The organism is Streptomyces sp. 184 (assembly GCF_045781775.1).
Lineage (GTDB): Bacteria > Actinomycetota > Actinomycetes > Streptomycetales > Streptomycetaceae > Streptomyces.
Window position 1 is genome coordinate 1,593,625 of record NZ_CP123230.1, and the last position, 15,657, is coordinate 1,609,281.

Genomic DNA, 15,657 nt, shown 5'->3' on the forward strand with positions numbered 1-15,657 from the left:
CGCGCGGCCGGCCCGGGTCGCGGGGGCACGCGGCGGACCCGGGTCGCGGGGGCACGCGGCGGCCGGCCCGGGTCACCAACTCGTGAGGAGCGGCGGGTGCCCCGGGTCGTACCGCCGCCAGGCTTCGGAGAGCCGGCCGAGGCGGGCGGGGGCGGCGATGCCGCGCACCGTGGCGATCCTGCCGCCGGCGAGGTCGAACGTCACGGCGCCGGTGACGTCGTCGCCGACCACGAAGAGGATCGCGGGGGCGCCGTTGAGGAGCGCGTAGTGGACGGCGGGCGAGCCGCCGGCGAGCCGCCGTTTCGCGGGTGTGGGCCGGAAGCCGGTCCGGGCGATGGCGGCGATGCGCTGCGGGGTGTCGTACCGCAGCAGGGTCTCGGTCAGGCCGGCGCCGTCGGAGACCGCGGTCGCGTCGTCGGTGAGCAGCGCCACCAGCCGTTCCGTACGGCCCGAGGTGGCGGCGGTGAGGAACTCCGCGACGATCCTGCGCGCGGACGCGGGGTCGACCTCGGCGCCGCCGCGGCGCGCGGCGGTGACGCGGCGGCGGGCCCGGTGGAGGTGCTGCTGGCTCGCGGACTCGGTGATGTCGAGGATCCGGGCGATCTCCGCGTGGCCGTAGGAGAACGCCTCGCGCAGGACGTAGACGGCGCGCTCGGTGGGCGACAGGCGTTCCATGAGGGTCAGTACGGCCAGGGAGACCGACTCGCGCTGCTCGAAGGTGTCGGCCGGGCCGAGCATCGGATCGCCGTCCAGGAGCGGTTCCGGCAGCCAGGCGCCGACGGTGCGTTCGCGGCGCACCCGTGCCGAGCGGAGCCGGTCCAGGCACAGGTTGGTGACGACCTTCGTCAGCCAGGCTTCCGGCACCTCGATCCGCCGCCGGTCGGCGGCCTGCCAGTGGAGGAAGGCGTCCTGCACGACGTCCTCGGCGTCGGCGGCGGAGCCCAGCAGCCGGTAGGCCAGCGAGGCCAGCCGGTTCCGGCCGGCCTCGAATCGCCCGGTGTCGAAGCGGTCGGTGGCGGTCGAGTCCACGCGCACCACCCTAGGCAGACGGGACCGTCTGCTCGTCGGACCCGTCCGGCGAGAAGGGGCTCGTGTTGTCGATGAGCGGGTCCGGCGCCGCGGCCCGGTGCCTGCGCCTCGGCGCGCCGAAGGTCGGGTGGAGGGTGCCCCACAGCGACCCCCTGACGATGCCCGACTTGATCCGCGCGGCCGTCCCGCCGCCCGCGTACCCCGGCTTCACCTGCCCCGCGTCGTCGACCTTCTGCCAGATCCCGTCGCGCCGCCCGAGGCTGATGCTGTTGTACCTGTAGACGAGTTTGGTGTGCGCGATCCTGCGGCCGGTCAGGCGGCCCACGACCGCCTCGATCACCTGCTTGCTCGTGTAGCCGGCCGAGCCGCAGGACATCGGCAGCGGCAGGTCGTTGTCGCCGATGGCGCGGACACTGTCACCGACGGCGTAAACGTCCGGGTGCGAGACCGAGCGCATCAGGCGGTCGACCACGATCTGACCGTTGCCGGTGACCTCAAGACCGGCCGCCGCGGCGAGGGGACCGACCGCGAACCCGGCCGTCCACACGGTCGCGTCGGACGTGAGGGCGGTGCCGTCGGCGCACAGCACCCGCGTCGGTTCGACCGCTTCGACTGTGGTGTGCTCCAGGACGGTGATGCCCAGCCGGTCGCAGGCCCGGCGCAGGTGACCGCGGGCTCCGGCGGCGAGCCGGGCGCCCAGCTCGCCGCGGGCGACGAGCGCCACCGACAGGCCGGGCCGGGACTCGGCGATCTCGGTGGCGGTCTCGATGCCGGTCAGCCCGTCGCCGACGACCAGTACGTTCCCGCCGCCGCCCCGCTCGGCCCGCTCGGCCCGCTCGCCCAGGAGGTCCAGCCGCTCGCGCAGACGCAGCGCCGCGGGCCGGGCGGCGACGTTGAAGGTGTGCTCGGCGACGCCGGGCACGCCGTGGTCGGCGACGTGGCTGCCGAGCGCGTAGACCAGCGTGTCGTAGCGCAGCTCGCCGCCGCCCTCGGCGTCGGCGACGGTGACGACCCGGTGCTCGGGGTCGACGGCGGTGACACGGCCCAGGCGCAGCCGGATCCCGGTGCCCGCGAAGACGTCGGCGAGCCTCGGGGCCCGGATCCGCTGGCCGGCCGCGAGCCGGTGCAGTTGCAGCCGCTGGACGAAGTCCGGCTCGGCGTTGACCACGGTGATCTCGGTGTCCGCCGGGGCCAGCCGGCGGGCCAGGTTCCCGGCCGTGAAGGCGCCGGCGTAGCCGGCGCCGAGGACGACGATGCGGTGCTTCATGTGCGGCTCCTGTCGTTCGCCTGCTCTTGTGACCTGAGCGGGACGGCGCCCCGATTGCTGACAGAAACCGCACGTGACCTGGCTCACAGGGCTACGGGGCCGGTGGCCGCCCGGTGTCCGCCCGGTGCCGGCCCGGTCCGCGGCCGGGTGATCTTCATTTCGTATCGCTGACGTGTGCGCGTCACTTCCCTCTCACCTCCCCACCTGAGACTCTCCCCACGTCGCACCCCCCGAACGGAGAGGTGACCCATGCCCGAGTTCCCCCTCAGCCGCCGCCGCGCCCTCGGCACCGCGGCCGTCGCCGCCCTCGCCCCGACCGTCGTCGGACTGTCCGAGGCGCGGGCCGACGGCCCCGCGCGGGCAGGCGGCCACGAGGACGAACTGCACGTCATGAGCTTCAACCTCCGCTACGCCTCCGCCACCCCGCCCAACTCCTGGCCCGAGCGCCGCCCCGTGATGCGGGCGCTGCTGCGCGCCGAGGAGCCGCACCTCGTCGGCACCCAGGAAGGGCTGTACGCGCAACTGCTCGACATCGCCGGCGACCTCGGCCGCCACCACGCCTGGATCGGCACCGGCCGGCAGGGCGGCAGCAAGGACGAGTTCATGGCGGTGTTCTACGACATCCGCCGGCTGGCCCCGGTCGCGTTCGACCACTACTGGCTCTCCGACGAGCCGTACCTGATCGGCTCCAACACCTGGGGCAACGCCGTGCTGCGCATGGTCACCTGGGTGCGCTTCCGGGACCTGGCCACGGGCCGCGAGTTCTACCACGTCAACACCCACCTCGACCACGTCAACCAGCAGGCGCGCGAGCGCTCCGCCGACCTGATCACCAGCCGCTTCGCGGAGTTCGACGCCACGCTGCCGCGGGTCGTCACCGGCGACTTCAACGTCCCCGCCCACCGCAACCCCGTCTACGACGCGATGCTCGTGGGCGGCGGCCTGGTGGACACCTGGGACACGGCGGAGCGGCGCAGCGCGGCGTACGCCACGTTCCACGGCTACCGGCCGCTGGTGCCGGACGGCGACCGCATCGACTGGATCCTCGTCACGCCCGGCGTGCGGACGCGGTACGCGGAGATCAACACCTACGAGCGCGGCGGCCAGTTCCCCAGCGACCACCTGCCGGTGCAGGCGTTCGTGCAGCTCTGACGCCCCCGGCCTGACGGCCCCAGTCTGACGGCCCCGGCCTGACGGCTCCGGTCTGACGCCCTCGGCCTGACGGCCCGGTCAGCCCTCGCCGCCCCGGTCCTCCGCCCTGCCGCGCAGCCGCTCCATCTCCCGCCGGTCCCGCTTCGTCGGCCGGCCGGTGCCGCGGTCGCGGCGGGCGACCGGGGCGGCCATCTCCCGCGGCGGCGGGGGCGGGCTGTGGTCCGCGTAGCACTCGACGGCCACCGGCGCACCCACCCGTTTGCGCAGCAGCCGCCTGACGATCACGATGCGCTCCCGCCCGGCCAGCCGCACCCGCACCTCGTCGCCGACCCGCAGCGCCTGGGCCGGCTTCACCCGGTCGCCGTTGACGCGGACGTGCCCCGCCTTGCAGGCGCCGGCCGCCGCGGAGCGGGTCTTGGTGAGCCGTACGGACCAGATCCAGCTATCGACCCGTACGCTCCCGTCCTCTCCAGCCATGTCACCGACTCTACGGGCCCCGCCGGAGGAATAATCCCCTCGGACCCGACCTTGGAAGGGGATCATGAAGGCGATCGTCACGAACGAATACGGCGGACCGGAGAACCTGCGCCTCGACGAGGTGCCGAAGCCCAAGGTCGGCCCCGACCAGGTGCTGGTGCGCGTGCAGGCGGCGGGGGTCAACCCCGTGGACTGGAAGGTCGCGAAGGGCTGGCTCGACCCCATGATGTACGTCCGCTTCCCGCTCATCCCCGGCTGGGACGCGGCCGGTGTGGTGGAGGAGCTGGGCGCGGACACCCCGGAGTTCGCCGTCGGCGACGAGGTGCTGGGGTACGTGCGCCGGGACGAGGTCGGACAGGGCACCTACGCGGAGTACGTCGCCGCGCCCGTACGGACCCTCACCCACAAGCCCGCCGCGCTGAGCTGGCAGCAGGCCGCGGCGCTGCCGCTGGCCGGGCTCACCGCGCTGCGCTCGATGGACCGGGTGGGCCTCGGGGACGGCGAGACGGTGCTCATCCACGGCGGCGCGGGCGGGGTCGGCTCGCTCGGCGTGCAGCTCGCGGTCGTCCGCGGCGCGCGCGTGATCGCCACCGCGAGCGAGCGGAACCACGAGTTCCTGCGCTCGCTGGGCGCCGAGCCCCTGACCTACGGCGACGGCCTGGCCGACCGGGTGCGCGAGATCGCGCCGGACGGGGTGGACGCGGCGCTGGACTTCGCCGGCGGCGGGGCGGTGCACGTCTCGCGCGAGGTGCTGAAGGACGCGACCCGGTCGGCGTCGGTCGCGGACGGCGACGTGAAGAAGCTGGGCGGCCACGTCGTGTGGGTACGCCCGGACGCCGAAGGGCTGGCGCACCTGGCGGCGCTCGCGGCGGCGGGGAAGCTGACGGTGCACGTGGACGCGGCGCTGCCGCTGGCGGAGGCGGCGGAGGCGTTCCGGCGCAGCGAGTCGGGACGTACGCGCGGCAAGCTGGTCCTGGACGTGCGGTAGCGCCGCGGCGGGCGGAGGGGCGCCACCGCGCTGCCGTCCGCGAGCGCAGGTGGCGCCCGGACGTGCGGGGCCGCAGCCGCGGTGCGGGAGGTGCGGCCGGCCGGTCAGGGCTCGGCCGCTGTCCCGGCCGGACTGCGGTGGCGGTACCCGCCTGCATGAAAGCGCTGAACGGGTCGGCAACCCCCGCGGCGCACACGGGGGTTGCCGGTCCGCGGACCGCTCAGCGCGACGTGAGGTCCGCCGTCGCCTCCGGCGGCTGCGTGTCCTTCGACGCCGCCGCGGCCTGACCGCCTTCCGCGCCCTCCTCCGGATCCGAGCCCAGCGAGTCGATCAGCGCGTCCTGCTCCGCCCCGCCCTCGGGCCGCAGCAGTCCGATGCCCACGTACAGCACCAGCGACGTCAGCAGCGGCAGCCCGACGAGCGCCGCCTGCGAGGTGTCGTCCAGCACCCAGTGCAGCACCGACCACAGCCCGAGCCCGCCGGCCCAGGACACGATCGCCGCTGTCGGCCCGCAGCGCCGGAACCACGGCAGCATGCCCAGCATCAGCGGGATCGAGATCGGCCCCATCGTCGCCGCCACCAGGTCCACGACCACGTCGAGGACGAAGCCCTCACCCCCGGTCGCGATCGCCACGATCATGCTCACCGACACGAACGACACCGTCGTCACCCGCGCGAAGGTGAGCTGCGCCCGGTCCGTCAACTGCCGCACCCGCGGCACCAGCACGGGCGCCATGTCCCGGGTGATGACCGCCGAGATGACGTTGGAGTCCGAGGCGACCATCGCCATCGTGTGGCAGAAGAACCCGGCCAGCACCAGCCCCGTCAGGCCGGCCGGCATCAGCTCCTTCGCCAGCTCGACGTACGACTCCTCGCTGTTCTCCAGACCCGGCACGATCAGCGGGGCCGCGAACATCGGCAGGAACAGGACGAACGGCCACACCAGCCACAGCCCGCTGGACAGCAGCGCCGAGCGCTTGGCCGCGGAGCCGGACGGGGCGGCCATGTAGCGCTGCGCCAGGTTCCACATGCCGCCGTTGTACTCGAAGGTCTTCACCAGCAGGAACGCCAGCACCAGCGTCGTCGTCACCGGCCCGGTGACCGGGTCGTGGTGGCTGTCCGGCAGGTCGTCCCACATGGTCCACAGCGAGTCGATGCCGCCCAGCTCCGCCAGTACGGCTATGAACATCACCGCGCCGGCGAGCAGTTGGATGATGAACTGGCTGAAGTCCGTGAGCACGTCCGCCCACAGCCCGCCGACCGCCATGTACGCCATGGTGGCCACGCCGGTGAACGCGATGCCCCACTCCAGCGGCACGTCCGCGAACCCCTGGAGCAGCACGGATATCGCCACCCACTTGGCCGCGATGTCGACGACCTTCAGCAGCGCGCCGCTGTACGCCAGCACCTGCTGGGTCGGCAGGTTGTACCGCTTCGCCAGGTACTCCAGCGGCGAGGCCACGTCGTGCTTCGCACGCAGCCGCGCCCAGCGGGGCGCGAAGACGAACGCGCCGACGCCGATGCCGAGGCCGATGGTCAGCGCCCACCACACGTACACCGTCAGCCCGTGGTCGTAGGCGACGGCGGCGAACGCGACGAACATCACCGCGCTGTAGCCGGACATGTGGTGCGAGATGCCGGACAGCCACCACGGTATGCGGCCGCCGGTGGTGAAGAAGTCCTTCACCGTGTGGACGCGGTTCTTCGACCACCAGCCGATGCCTACCATCACGCAGAAATAGGCACCGACCATGATCCAGTCAGCGATGGACATCGGGAGCTCCTGCCTGTGTCTCCGACGGGTCGTGGGGGAGGGTGGTGCACGTGCCGCGTGCGAACCGCTCACCAACGGGCCCGTGCGGGGGCGAAGCCGGGGTGGAAGCGGCGCATGTACGCGGTGTCGTCGCGGCGCCGGACGCCGCACCTCTCGTACTGCTCGTGCAGCACGGCCAGCGCGTCGCGGTCCAGTTCGACGCCGAGGCCGGGCCCCGGCGGCAGCGGTACGGCGCCGTCGGCGAAGGTGAGCGCTCCGGGGGCGATCACGTCCTGACCGTCCTGCCACGGCGTGTGGGTGTCGCAGGAGTGGTCGAGGTTGGGGGTGGCCGCGGCCAGGTGCGTCATCGCGGCGAGGCTGATGCCGAGGTGGGAGTTGGAGTGCATGGACAGGCCGATGCCGAACGTCGCGCAGAGCGCGGCGACCTGCGCGGACCGCAGCAGCCCGCCCCAGTAGTGATGGTCCATCAGCAGGACCCCGACGGCGCCGCGCGCGATCGCCGGCGGCAGGTGCGCGTGCGTGACCACGGCCATGTTCGTGGCCAGCGGCATCGGCACCTTCGCCGCCACCTCCGCCATCCCCTCGATGCCGGGCGCCGGATCCTCCAGGTACTCCACCGTCCCGGCCAGCTCGGCGCCGACGCGCACGGAGGTCTCCGGTGTCCAGGCGGCGTTGGGGTCGATGCGCAGCGGCAGCCCGGGGAAGGCGGCGGCCAGGGCGCGTACGGCCGCGATCTCCTCGTCGGGCGGGAAGACGCCGCCCTTCAGCTTCAGCGAGCGGAAGCCGTACTGACCGATGAGCAGCCGCGCCTGCGCGACGATGCCGTCCGGGTCGAGCGCGGCGCCGAAGCGGTCCGCGGGCGCGTCGGGGTGGCCGGCCCACTTGTAGAAGAGGTACGCGCTGTACGGGACGGCGTCGCGCACCGGCCCGCCGAGCAGGTCGGCCACGCGCAGGCCGGTGGCCTTGCCGGCGATGTCCAGGCAGGCGACCTCGAAGGGGGAGAAGACCGAGTCGACGGTCTTGCCGTTGCTGCCGGCGCCGGTCAGGCCGTGCTGGTCGGAGAAGACGCCGGTGCCGACGGTGGCCGCCACGCGGGCGTACAGGGCGTGGTGGTGGCCGGCGTCGGCCCCGACGAGGGCGCGGGCGGCGGCGCGCAGCCGGTCCAGGTGGGAGGCGTCGCCGTAGCTCTCACCGAGGCCGGTGAGGCCGTCCTCGGTGACGACCTCCACGACGCTGCGCAGGGCCCACGGCTCGTGTACGCCGGCGGCGTTGAGCAGCGGCGGGTCGCGGAAGGCGACGGGGGTGACGGTGATCTCGCTTATTCGCCTCACCGGAGGGCTCCGGCGGTCTCCAGGCCGGCGGAGACGATCAGCTCCAGCTCGGCGAGGTGCTTCGGATGCGGGTCGACCAGCGGTGGCCGGACGCCGCCGGCGTCCAGGCCGCGCAGCCGTGCGCCGGCCTTGACCAGCGAGACCGCGTAGCCGGGGACCTCGTTGCGGAGCTGGACGAGGGGGATGTAGAAGCCGCTCAGCAGCCGCCGTACGCGCTCGCCGTCCCCCTCGGCCAGCGCGCGGTGGAAGGCGAGGGCGACCTCGGGGACGAAGCAGAAGACGGCGGAGGAGTACAGCCGGGCGCCCACGGCCGCGTACGCCGCGGCCGAGACCTCGGCGGTGGGCAGGCCGTTGAAGAAGGTGAAGTCCCGGGCGCGCCCGTCCCGTTCGCCGAGGGCGGCGTGCACGGCGGGGATGATGCGCTGCATCAGCTCGACGTCGCCGAGCCCGTCCTTGAAGCCGGTGACCGTGGGGATCCGGGCGAGTTCCGCGGCGCCCGCGGGGGTGAAGCGGGCGTTGTCGCGCTGGTAGACCACGACCGGCAGGCCGGTGGCGGCGGCGACCTCGCGGACGTACGCGACGAGCCCCGCCTCCGGCGCGGCCACCAGGTACGGCGGCATCAGCAGCACCCCGTCCGCGCCGGCCTCCGCGGCGGCCCGGGCGCACGCGACGGCGTGCGGCAGCGGGCCGCCGGCCCCGGCGAACACCGGCACCCGGCCGGCCGCGGCGGCGACGGCGGTACGGACCACCCGCCGGTGCTCGGCGCCGTCGAGCGCGTGGAACTCGCCGGTGCCGCAGGCGGCGAACACCGCGCCCGCGCCGTGCGCGACGCCGTCGGCGACGTGGCGGGCGAGCACGTCCTCGTGCACCGCACCGCCGCCGTCGAAGGGGGTGAGGGGGAAGAACAGGATGCCGTCGAGCTGCACCGGAACCTCGATTCATCTATCTGAACGAAAGATATGAATCTGAATTGGTGCCGGAAACGTAGAGGTGGGTGCGACGGCCGTCAAGGGGGTGTGCGCGGTTTCGGGCGCGGCAGGCGGGGCCGCCGTGCCGGGACGGGCGGAGCCGAACGCGGGCCTCAGTGCGGCCAGATGGGCGGGTCGGTGCAGAACGGGCCGCCCAGGTTCGCCCCCTCCGGCGCGTCCGGGTCGTCGGGGCCCAGCTCGGCGAGCAGCTTGTCCGCGTACGCCTCGGAGTCGTCCTGTGGCTCGTAGCCCAGCGCCCGCGCCGTGTTCAGGTCCCACCACGCGCGGGTGTTGGCGGAGCTGCCGTAGACGACGGTGTGGCCGACGTCCGGTGCGCTCAGCGCGGCGTGGAACAGCCGGGCGCCGTCGGCCGGGCTGAGCCAGAGGGAGAGCATGCGCACGCTGGTCGGCTCGGGGAAGCAGGAGCCGATGCGTACGGACACCGTCTCGATGCCGTGCTTGTCCCAGTAGAGCTGCGCCAGGTCCTCGCCGAAGCACTTGGACAGGCCGTAGAAGGTGTCCGGGCGGTGCGCGGCACCGGCCCCGATCAGCTCGCCGGCGGGCACCCGGCCGGCGTGGCGGGGGCGCGGGTGGTAGCCGACGGCGTGGTTGCTGGAGGCGAAGACGACGCGCGGGACGCCCTCTTCGCGCACGGCCTCGTAGAGGTGGTACGTGCCCTCGACGTTGGCCCGCAGCACCTTCTCGAACGTCGACTCCAGCGAGATCCCGGCGAGGTGGAGCACCGCGTCGACGCCGCGGACCGCCGCGCGCAGCGCGGCGCGGTCGGCCAGGTCGGCGGTGACCACGCGCTCGGGGCCGGGGGTGACGGCGGCGTGGTCGAGCAGGCGCAGCTCGTAGCCGTGGGCGGGCAGCAGCTCCCGCATCAGGGTGCCGATGCCGCCGGCGGCGCCGGTGAGCAGGACGGTGCGCGGAGGGCGGTGGGCTGACATCGTGGACGGCTCCTCGGTGGCTCGGTTGGCTCGGTTGGCTCGGCGCGTCGGTCGGGCGGCGGGACGCGGTCTTGACGGTGCATCGGGGCGCCCCTAGCGTGCCTGTTCACCAATATGGACGCCGGGCAGAAATGTGTACACCCTGATGATGACACCTCGTGCTTCGGTCTTTCTGTATCCCTGGGACGTCGTCGGCGACCCCGCCGCGCCGCGCCGCATCGCGGAGTTGGGCGTACGGCAGGTGACGCTCGCCGCCGCGTACCACTCCACCCGCGCCGTGACCCCCCGCCACCCGCGCCACCGCATCGTCACCGCCCGGCACTCCGCCGTGCTCTACCCGCCGGACGAACGCCGCTGGGCCGGCCGGACGCTGCGCCCGTACCCCCAGGACTGGGTGGACGCCGCCGACCCCTTCGGCGCGGCGGCCGAGGCGCTGGCCGGGGCCGGTCTCGAAGTCCATAGCTGGGTCGTGCTCGCGCACAACTCCCGCCTGGGCGCGGAGCATCCGGACACCTCGGTGGTCAACGCGCACGGCGACCGCTACCCCTGGGCGCCGTGCATAGGACGCCCCGAGGTGCGCGACTACCTCGTCCGGCTCGCCGCGGAGGCCGCCACCCGGCCGGGGGCGCGCGGCTGCGAGCTGGAGTCCTGCGGCTGGTACGGGCTGGCGCACCTGCACGCCCACGACAAGATCGCCGGGGTGGCGCTGGACGGCGCCGGGCAACTGCTCATGTCGCTGTGCTTCTGCGACCGCTGCCGCGACGGCTACGCGGCGTACGGTGCCGACCCCGAGGACCTGCGGGCGGCCGTCACCGCGGCGCTGCTGCCGTACTGGGACGGGGTGGCCGCCGCCCCGCCGGCCGCCGCGGAGGCGGTGGAGGCGGCGGGGGCCTGGGCCCGGATCGTGGGGCTGCTGGGCGAGGGGCGGGCGGCGGCGGTGCTGGGCTGGCGGCGCGCGGCGGCGACCCGGCTCCAGCGCGAGGCGGTCGCGGCGGTACGGAGCCGGGCGCAGGACTCGGCGTTCCGCGTGCTGCTGCACGCCACCCCGGAGCCGTACGCCTGCGGCGCGAACGCGGGGGTGGACCCGGCGGAGGTGCTGACGTTCGCGGACGGCCTCGTGCTCCCCTGCACGGGCGGCCCCGCGACCCGTACCGCCGCCCTGGAACCCTGCGTCCCCCACCGCCGCCCGCACACCACGCTGGCGGCGAACCTCACGGTGGTCTCCGGCATGGGCGGCACCCCGGCGACGCTCGCGGAGGACGCCGCCCACGCGGCGGAGCTGGGCGCGGACGAACTCCGGCTCTACCACGGGGGGCTGGCGTCGGCGGAGGACCTGGCGCGGGTGGCGGAGGCGCTGGGGGCGCTGGGGGCCTGACAGTCCGGCGGCGGTCCCGGCAGTTGCGGCTGTTCCTGCGGTTCCTGCGGGGCCGGGCCGTTCCGGTTGTTCCGGCCGGTTCGGCCGTCAGCCGATGATCGCCGCCTCCTCCTGCTGGAGGATCTCCACGAACGGCACGTCGTCGTAGTTGCCGAGGACCACGCCGACCCAGCCGGTGTACGCGTGGATGTTCCAGCTCGCGACGCTGCCGGGGTTCACGCCCGCGCGCCCGTTCACCCGCTGCCCCTTCACGAAGCCGACCGGCGTCATGTACGCCCCGAACGAGGCGTCGGCGGACGCCGACCGGCCGGCCAGGCCGCCGCCCTGCGGGGGATGGGGGATCTTGGGGCCGGTGAACAACTCGGCGTAGGGCCGGTCGAGGAGCGTGCCGTCGCCCAGCGCGTGCGCGAACCGGACCAGGTCGGGCGCGGTGGCGAAGCCGCCGTCACCGGGCGGGTCGATGAAGCTGCGGCCCGGGTTCTTGCCGAGCTGGTTCGGGTCCGGGCTGCCCTTGTCGAGGTTGCGGACGGCGTCCACCCGGCTGCCGTCCGCCTGCCGCATGTACGAGTGCGCCAGGTGCTCGTCGGTGAGCCACTGCGGCCGGGTGAAGAACCCGGTGCCCGTCATGCCGCACCGCCAGAACACGTTCTCCTCGACGTAGTCCCAGTACGTCATGCCCGTGACGGCCTCCACGATCAGCGCGGGGATGCCGACCTCGGCGCCCGCGTGGTGGGTGGGCGTGCCGGGCGGGGCCACCGCCTTCGCCTGCCGGGCCCACCGCCCGTAGAACTCGCGCACCTCCTCCCGGCTCTGGAAGACGCGCTCGCGGTCCTCCTCCGGCGTGTTCAGCCCGGAGGTGCCGGAGAGCAGGTGGTGGATGGTCACGTTCTCGGCGATCTCCGTGGCGAACCCGGTCAGGTGGGCGCCCACGGTGTCCGAGAGCGTCAGCCTGCCCTCCTGCGCCAGTTGCAGGACGGCCACCGCGCCGAACGGCTTGCCCGCGGAGGAGAGGTTGAACGCGACGCCCTCGTGGTTGCGGATCCCCTTCTCCTTGTCGGCCATGCCGTAGCTGCGCGACAGCACGGTGCGGCCCCGGTACGACAGCATCACCACGCCGGAGAACCTGTCCTCGGCGGCCAGCTCCGCCACGTACCGGTCGTACGCGCCGCCGGGCCGCGTGTCCGGCGGGATGCCGTCCGCGCCCCCGGCAGGGGCCGGGGCGCTGTGGCCGGGCGGGGCGTCCCAGAGCTGTGCGCCTGCCGCCGCGCCGCCGGCCGCCGTCAGCCCGCCCCACCGCAGCACGCGCCGCCGGCCGATACCGCGTGCGGAATCCGAGTCCATGGTCGTTGTTCCTCCCTGGTCGACGAACCGACCGCTGCCGTGCGGTAGTTCGGCGACCACTGAAGGCGAAGGGCCGGTGCGGCGGCGTATGCGTTTTCCGATACGCCCGCGATACACCCGAACCGGTAGACGACGGGGGTGTGCGGAGGAAGGGCACGGCCGTACGCCGGTGCGGGTGGTGCGGCCGGTGCCGGGGCGGGTCAGCCCGTCGACCCCGCGTCCTCGTCCCGCGGCGACACGTGCACCTTCGGCCCCGCGCCGGCGCCCGCGGGGCGGTGGCCCGCCAGAGCCGCCGCCACCCCGTCCAGGCCGACGGTCGCGGCGATCAGCGGGCGCGGGTCCACCGCTCCCTCCGCGTACGCCACGATCGTCGCCGCCAGGCCCGGGGACGCGCTCAGGATGCCCACCGCCGTGGCGTCCTTCAGGGCCAGGGCGCGGGTGTCGAGCAGGCTCGGGGTGCCCGACAGGCCGATGAAGACGACCCGGCCGCCCGGCTCCACCAGCTCCACCGCCCGCGCCGGCAGCGACTCGGCGTTGGAGGCGTCGACCACGGCCTCGTACGGGAGCCGCGGCAGGGTCTCGGCCGTCCAGCAGCGGTCGAAGCCCAGCGACGCCGCGAACTCCAGCGTCGCGGTGTCGCGGCCCAGGACGTGCACCTCCGCGCCCGCCCGCCGGGCGAACATCGCCACCAGCAGCCCGATCGTCCCCGGCCCCGTCACCAGCACCCGGTCGCCCGCCCCGACGCCCGCCGCCCGGGCCGCGCGCAGCGCGTTGCCGCCCGGCTCGACCAGCGCGCCGAGGGCGTCGTCCACGGAGTCCGGCAGCGCGTGCAACGACCACGCCGGGACGGCCAGCTGCGCCGCCAGCGCGCCCGCGCGGCCGAGGATGCCGACCTCCTGGCGGTCCGCGCACAGGTGCTGCCGCCCGCCCCGGCAGCGTCGGCAGGCGCGGCAGCCCAGCATCGTGTCGCCCATCACCCGCCGCCCCACCCAGCCCGGGTCCGCGCCCGCGCCGACCGCGGCGACCCGCCCCGACCACTCGTGCCCGGGGCGTACGGGGAACCGCGACCGGCCGTCCCGCAGGTACTGCAACTCGCCCGAGTACAGCTCCACGTCCGTCCCGCAGACCCCCACGCGCGCGACGTCCACCACCGCCTCGCCGGGCGCGGCCACCGGCGGCTCGACGTCCACGACGCCCGCGGCACCGGGGGCGTGCAGCACGAAGGCCCTCAACGGCCCGCCGCACCCGCGCCGCGCCGGCCCGTCGCGCACTCAGTGCGACTCACGGCTGACCTCCGAACCCGAGGAGCCCACCAGGAAGTCCAGGTCCGCACCGGTGTCCGCCTGCAACACGTGGTCCACGTAGAGCCGTTCCCAGCCGCGCCGCGGCGCCGCGTAGCCGGCCACCGTCGCCTCGTTCGGCGTACGGGCCGCCAGCTCCGCGTCCGGCACCTCCAGCGTGAGGCTGCGGCCCTCGACGTCGAGGCTGATCACGTCGCCGTCGCGGACCAGCGCCAGCGGCCCGCCCGCCGCCGCCTCCGGCGCGACGTGCAGCACCACCGTCCCGTACGCCGTGCCGCTCATCCGCCCGTCGCAGACGCGCACCATGTCGCGTACGCCCTGCTCCAGCAGCTTGCGCGGCAGCGGCATGTTCGACACCTCCGGCATGCCGGGGTAGCCGCGCGGGCCGCAGCCGCGCAGGACGAGCACGCAGTCGGCGTCGACGTCGAGGTCCGGGGCGTCGATGCGGGCGTGGAAGTCCTCGATGCTGTCGAAGACGACCGCCCGCCCGCTGTGCCGCAGCAGTTCGGGGGAGGCGGCGGCGGGCTTGACGAGGGCGCCGGAGGGGGCGAGGTTGCCGCGGAGCACGGCGATGCCCGCGGCGGGCTGGAGCGGCGCGTCGCGGGTGCGGATGACCTCGGGGTCCCAGATGCGCGCGTCGTCCAGGTGCTCGACCAGCGGGCGGCCGGTGACGGTGAGCGCGGCCGGGTCGAGGAGGTCGCGTACCTCGTTCAGCACGGCCGCGAGGCCGCCCGCGCGGTACAGGTCGTCCATCAGGAACCGCCCGGCGGGCAGCAGGTCGACCAGCAGCGGCACGTCCGCGCCGACGCGGTCGAAGTCGTCGAGGGTCAGCTCCACGCCCAGGCGCCCGGCCAGCGCGAGCAGGTGCACGACGGCGTTGGTGGAGCCGCCGGTGGCGGCCAGCGCGACGATCGCGTTGCGGAACGAGGCGGCCGTGACGACGCTCGACGGGGTACGCCCTTCCCGTACCAGCTCGACCGAGAGCCGCCCCGACTCGTGCGCCGCCTCCAGCAGCCGGCTGTCCGGCGCCGGCGTGCCGGCCAGGCCCGGCAGGACCATGCCCAGCGCCTCGGCGAGCACGGCCATCGTGGAGGCGGTGCCCATGGTGTTGCAGTGGCCGCGGCTGCGGATCATGGACGACTCGGAGCGGGTGAACTCCCGCTCGGACATGGCGCCCGCGCGCACCTCCTCGCTCAGCCGCCACACGTCCGTGCCGCAGCCGAGCGGCGTGCCGCGGAAGGTGCCGGTGAGCATCGGGCCGCCGGGGACGACGAGCGCGGGCAGGTCGACCGAGGCGGCGGCCATGAGCAGCGCGGGGATCGTCTTGTCGCAGCCGCCGAGGAGCACCAGGCCGTCGACCGGGTTGGCGCGGAACATCTCCTCCGCCGCCATCGCCGCCATGTTGCGCCACAGCATCGCCGTGGGGCGCACCTGCGTCTCGCCGAGCGAGACCACCGGCAGCTCCAGCGGGACGCCGCCGGCCTCGTGCACGCCGTCGCGTACGGAGCGGGCGACCTCGGTGAGGTGGGAGTTGCAGGGGGTCAGGTCGGAGGCCGTGTTGGCGATCGCGATGTGGGGGCGGCCGGAGAACGCGTCGTGCGGCAGGCCGCGGCGCATCCACGCGCGGTGTATGTACGCGTTCCGGTCCGTACCCCCGTACCACTGGGCGCTTCGCAGTTCGGCAGCCATACACCGTCCTTCATG

13 protein-coding genes are annotated in these 15,657 nt (G+C 74.6%); 3 read left to right on the top strand and 10 right to left on the bottom strand.

Going from position 1 to position 15,657, the window contains the following annotated elements:
- Positions 1-72: 72 nt before the first annotated feature.
- A complete protein-coding gene (locus QBL21_RS06990; protein WP_407561116.1) occupies positions 73-1,029 on the bottom strand; it encodes a sigma-70 family RNA polymerase sigma factor in 957 nt (318 codons plus the stop codon).
- 10 nt (positions 1,030-1,039) lie between these two features.
- Complete coding sequence (locus tag QBL21_RS06995) at positions 1,040-2,296, bottom strand: NAD(P)/FAD-dependent oxidoreductase (protein WP_407561117.1); 1,257 nt, start codon at positions 2,294-2,296, stop codon at positions 1,040-1,042.
- Positions 2,297-2,545: 249 nt separating this feature from the next.
- Here QBL21_RS06995 and QBL21_RS07000 point away from each other — a divergent pair, with 249 nt between their 5' ends.
- Positions 2,546-3,448, top strand: a complete 903-nt coding sequence (locus tag QBL21_RS07000; RefSeq protein ID WP_407561118.1) for an endonuclease/exonuclease/phosphatase family protein — start codon at positions 2,546-2,548, stop codon at positions 3,446-3,448.
- Positions 3,449-3,526: 78 nt separating this feature from the next.
- Here the strand turns inward: QBL21_RS07000 and QBL21_RS07005 are convergent, their stop codons facing one another.
- Positions 3,527-3,925, bottom strand: coding sequence for an RNA-binding S4 domain-containing protein (locus tag QBL21_RS07005; RefSeq protein ID WP_407561119.1), 399 nt, complete (start codon positions 3,923-3,925; stop codon positions 3,527-3,529).
- Between the two features lie 64 nt (positions 3,926-3,989).
- Between QBL21_RS07005 and QBL21_RS07010 the strand changes: the two genes are divergently transcribed.
- Complete coding sequence (locus QBL21_RS07010) at positions 3,990-4,913, top strand: NADP-dependent oxidoreductase (protein WP_407561120.1); 924 nt, start codon at positions 3,990-3,992, stop codon at positions 4,911-4,913.
- Between the two features lie 220 nt (positions 4,914-5,133).
- Here QBL21_RS07010 and QBL21_RS07015 read toward each other — a convergent pair whose 3' ends face one another.
- The 4 genes from QBL21_RS07015 to QBL21_RS07030 all read right to left on the bottom strand — a co-directional run bounded on the left by QBL21_RS07015 (position 5,134) and on the right by QBL21_RS07030 (position 9,936).
- Positions 5,134-6,687, bottom strand: coding sequence for a sodium:solute symporter family protein (locus tag QBL21_RS07015; RefSeq protein WP_407561121.1), 1,554 nt, complete (start codon positions 6,685-6,687; stop codon positions 5,134-5,136).
- A gap of 68 nt (positions 6,688-6,755) precedes the next feature.
- Complete coding sequence (locus QBL21_RS07020; protein WP_407561122.1) at positions 6,756-8,018, bottom strand: enolase C-terminal domain-like protein; 1,263 nt, start codon at positions 8,016-8,018, stop codon at positions 6,756-6,758.
- Positions 8,015-8,944, bottom strand: coding sequence for a 5-dehydro-4-deoxyglucarate dehydratase (locus QBL21_RS07025; protein WP_407561123.1), 930 nt, complete (start codon positions 8,942-8,944; stop codon positions 8,015-8,017). Before QBL21_RS07025 ends, QBL21_RS07020 begins: the two co-directional genes overlap by 4 nt.
- Positions 8,945-9,099: 155 nt before the next feature.
- Positions 9,100-9,936, bottom strand: a complete 837-nt coding sequence (locus tag QBL21_RS07030) for an NAD-dependent epimerase/dehydratase family protein (protein ID WP_407561124.1) — start codon at positions 9,934-9,936, stop codon at positions 9,100-9,102.
- Positions 9,937-10,081: 145 nt separating this feature from the next.
- Between QBL21_RS07030 and QBL21_RS07035 the strand changes: the two genes are divergently transcribed.
- On the top strand, positions 10,082-11,311 hold the full coding sequence (locus QBL21_RS07035) for a hypothetical protein (protein WP_407561125.1): 1,230 nt from the start codon (positions 10,082-10,084) through the stop codon (positions 11,309-11,311).
- Positions 11,312-11,398: 87 nt separating this feature from the next.
- Here the strand turns inward: QBL21_RS07035 and QBL21_RS07040 are convergent, their stop codons facing one another.
- The 3 genes from QBL21_RS07040 to QBL21_RS07050 form a co-directional block, all read right to left on the bottom strand.
- Entirely contained in the window at positions 11,399-12,652 is a 1,254-nt protein-coding gene (locus QBL21_RS07040; RefSeq protein WP_407561126.1) for a serine hydrolase domain-containing protein, read from the bottom strand.
- Positions 12,653-12,852: 200 nt separating this feature from the next.
- On the bottom strand, positions 12,853-13,884 hold the full coding sequence (locus QBL21_RS07045; protein ID WP_407561127.1) for a zinc-binding dehydrogenase: 1,032 nt from the start codon (positions 13,882-13,884) through the stop codon (positions 12,853-12,855).
- Between the two features lie 39 nt (positions 13,885-13,923).
- Complete coding sequence (locus QBL21_RS07050; RefSeq protein WP_407561128.1) at positions 13,924-15,642, bottom strand: IlvD/Edd family dehydratase; 1,719 nt, start codon at positions 15,640-15,642, stop codon at positions 13,924-13,926.
- Positions 15,643-15,657: the final 15 nt, after the last annotated feature.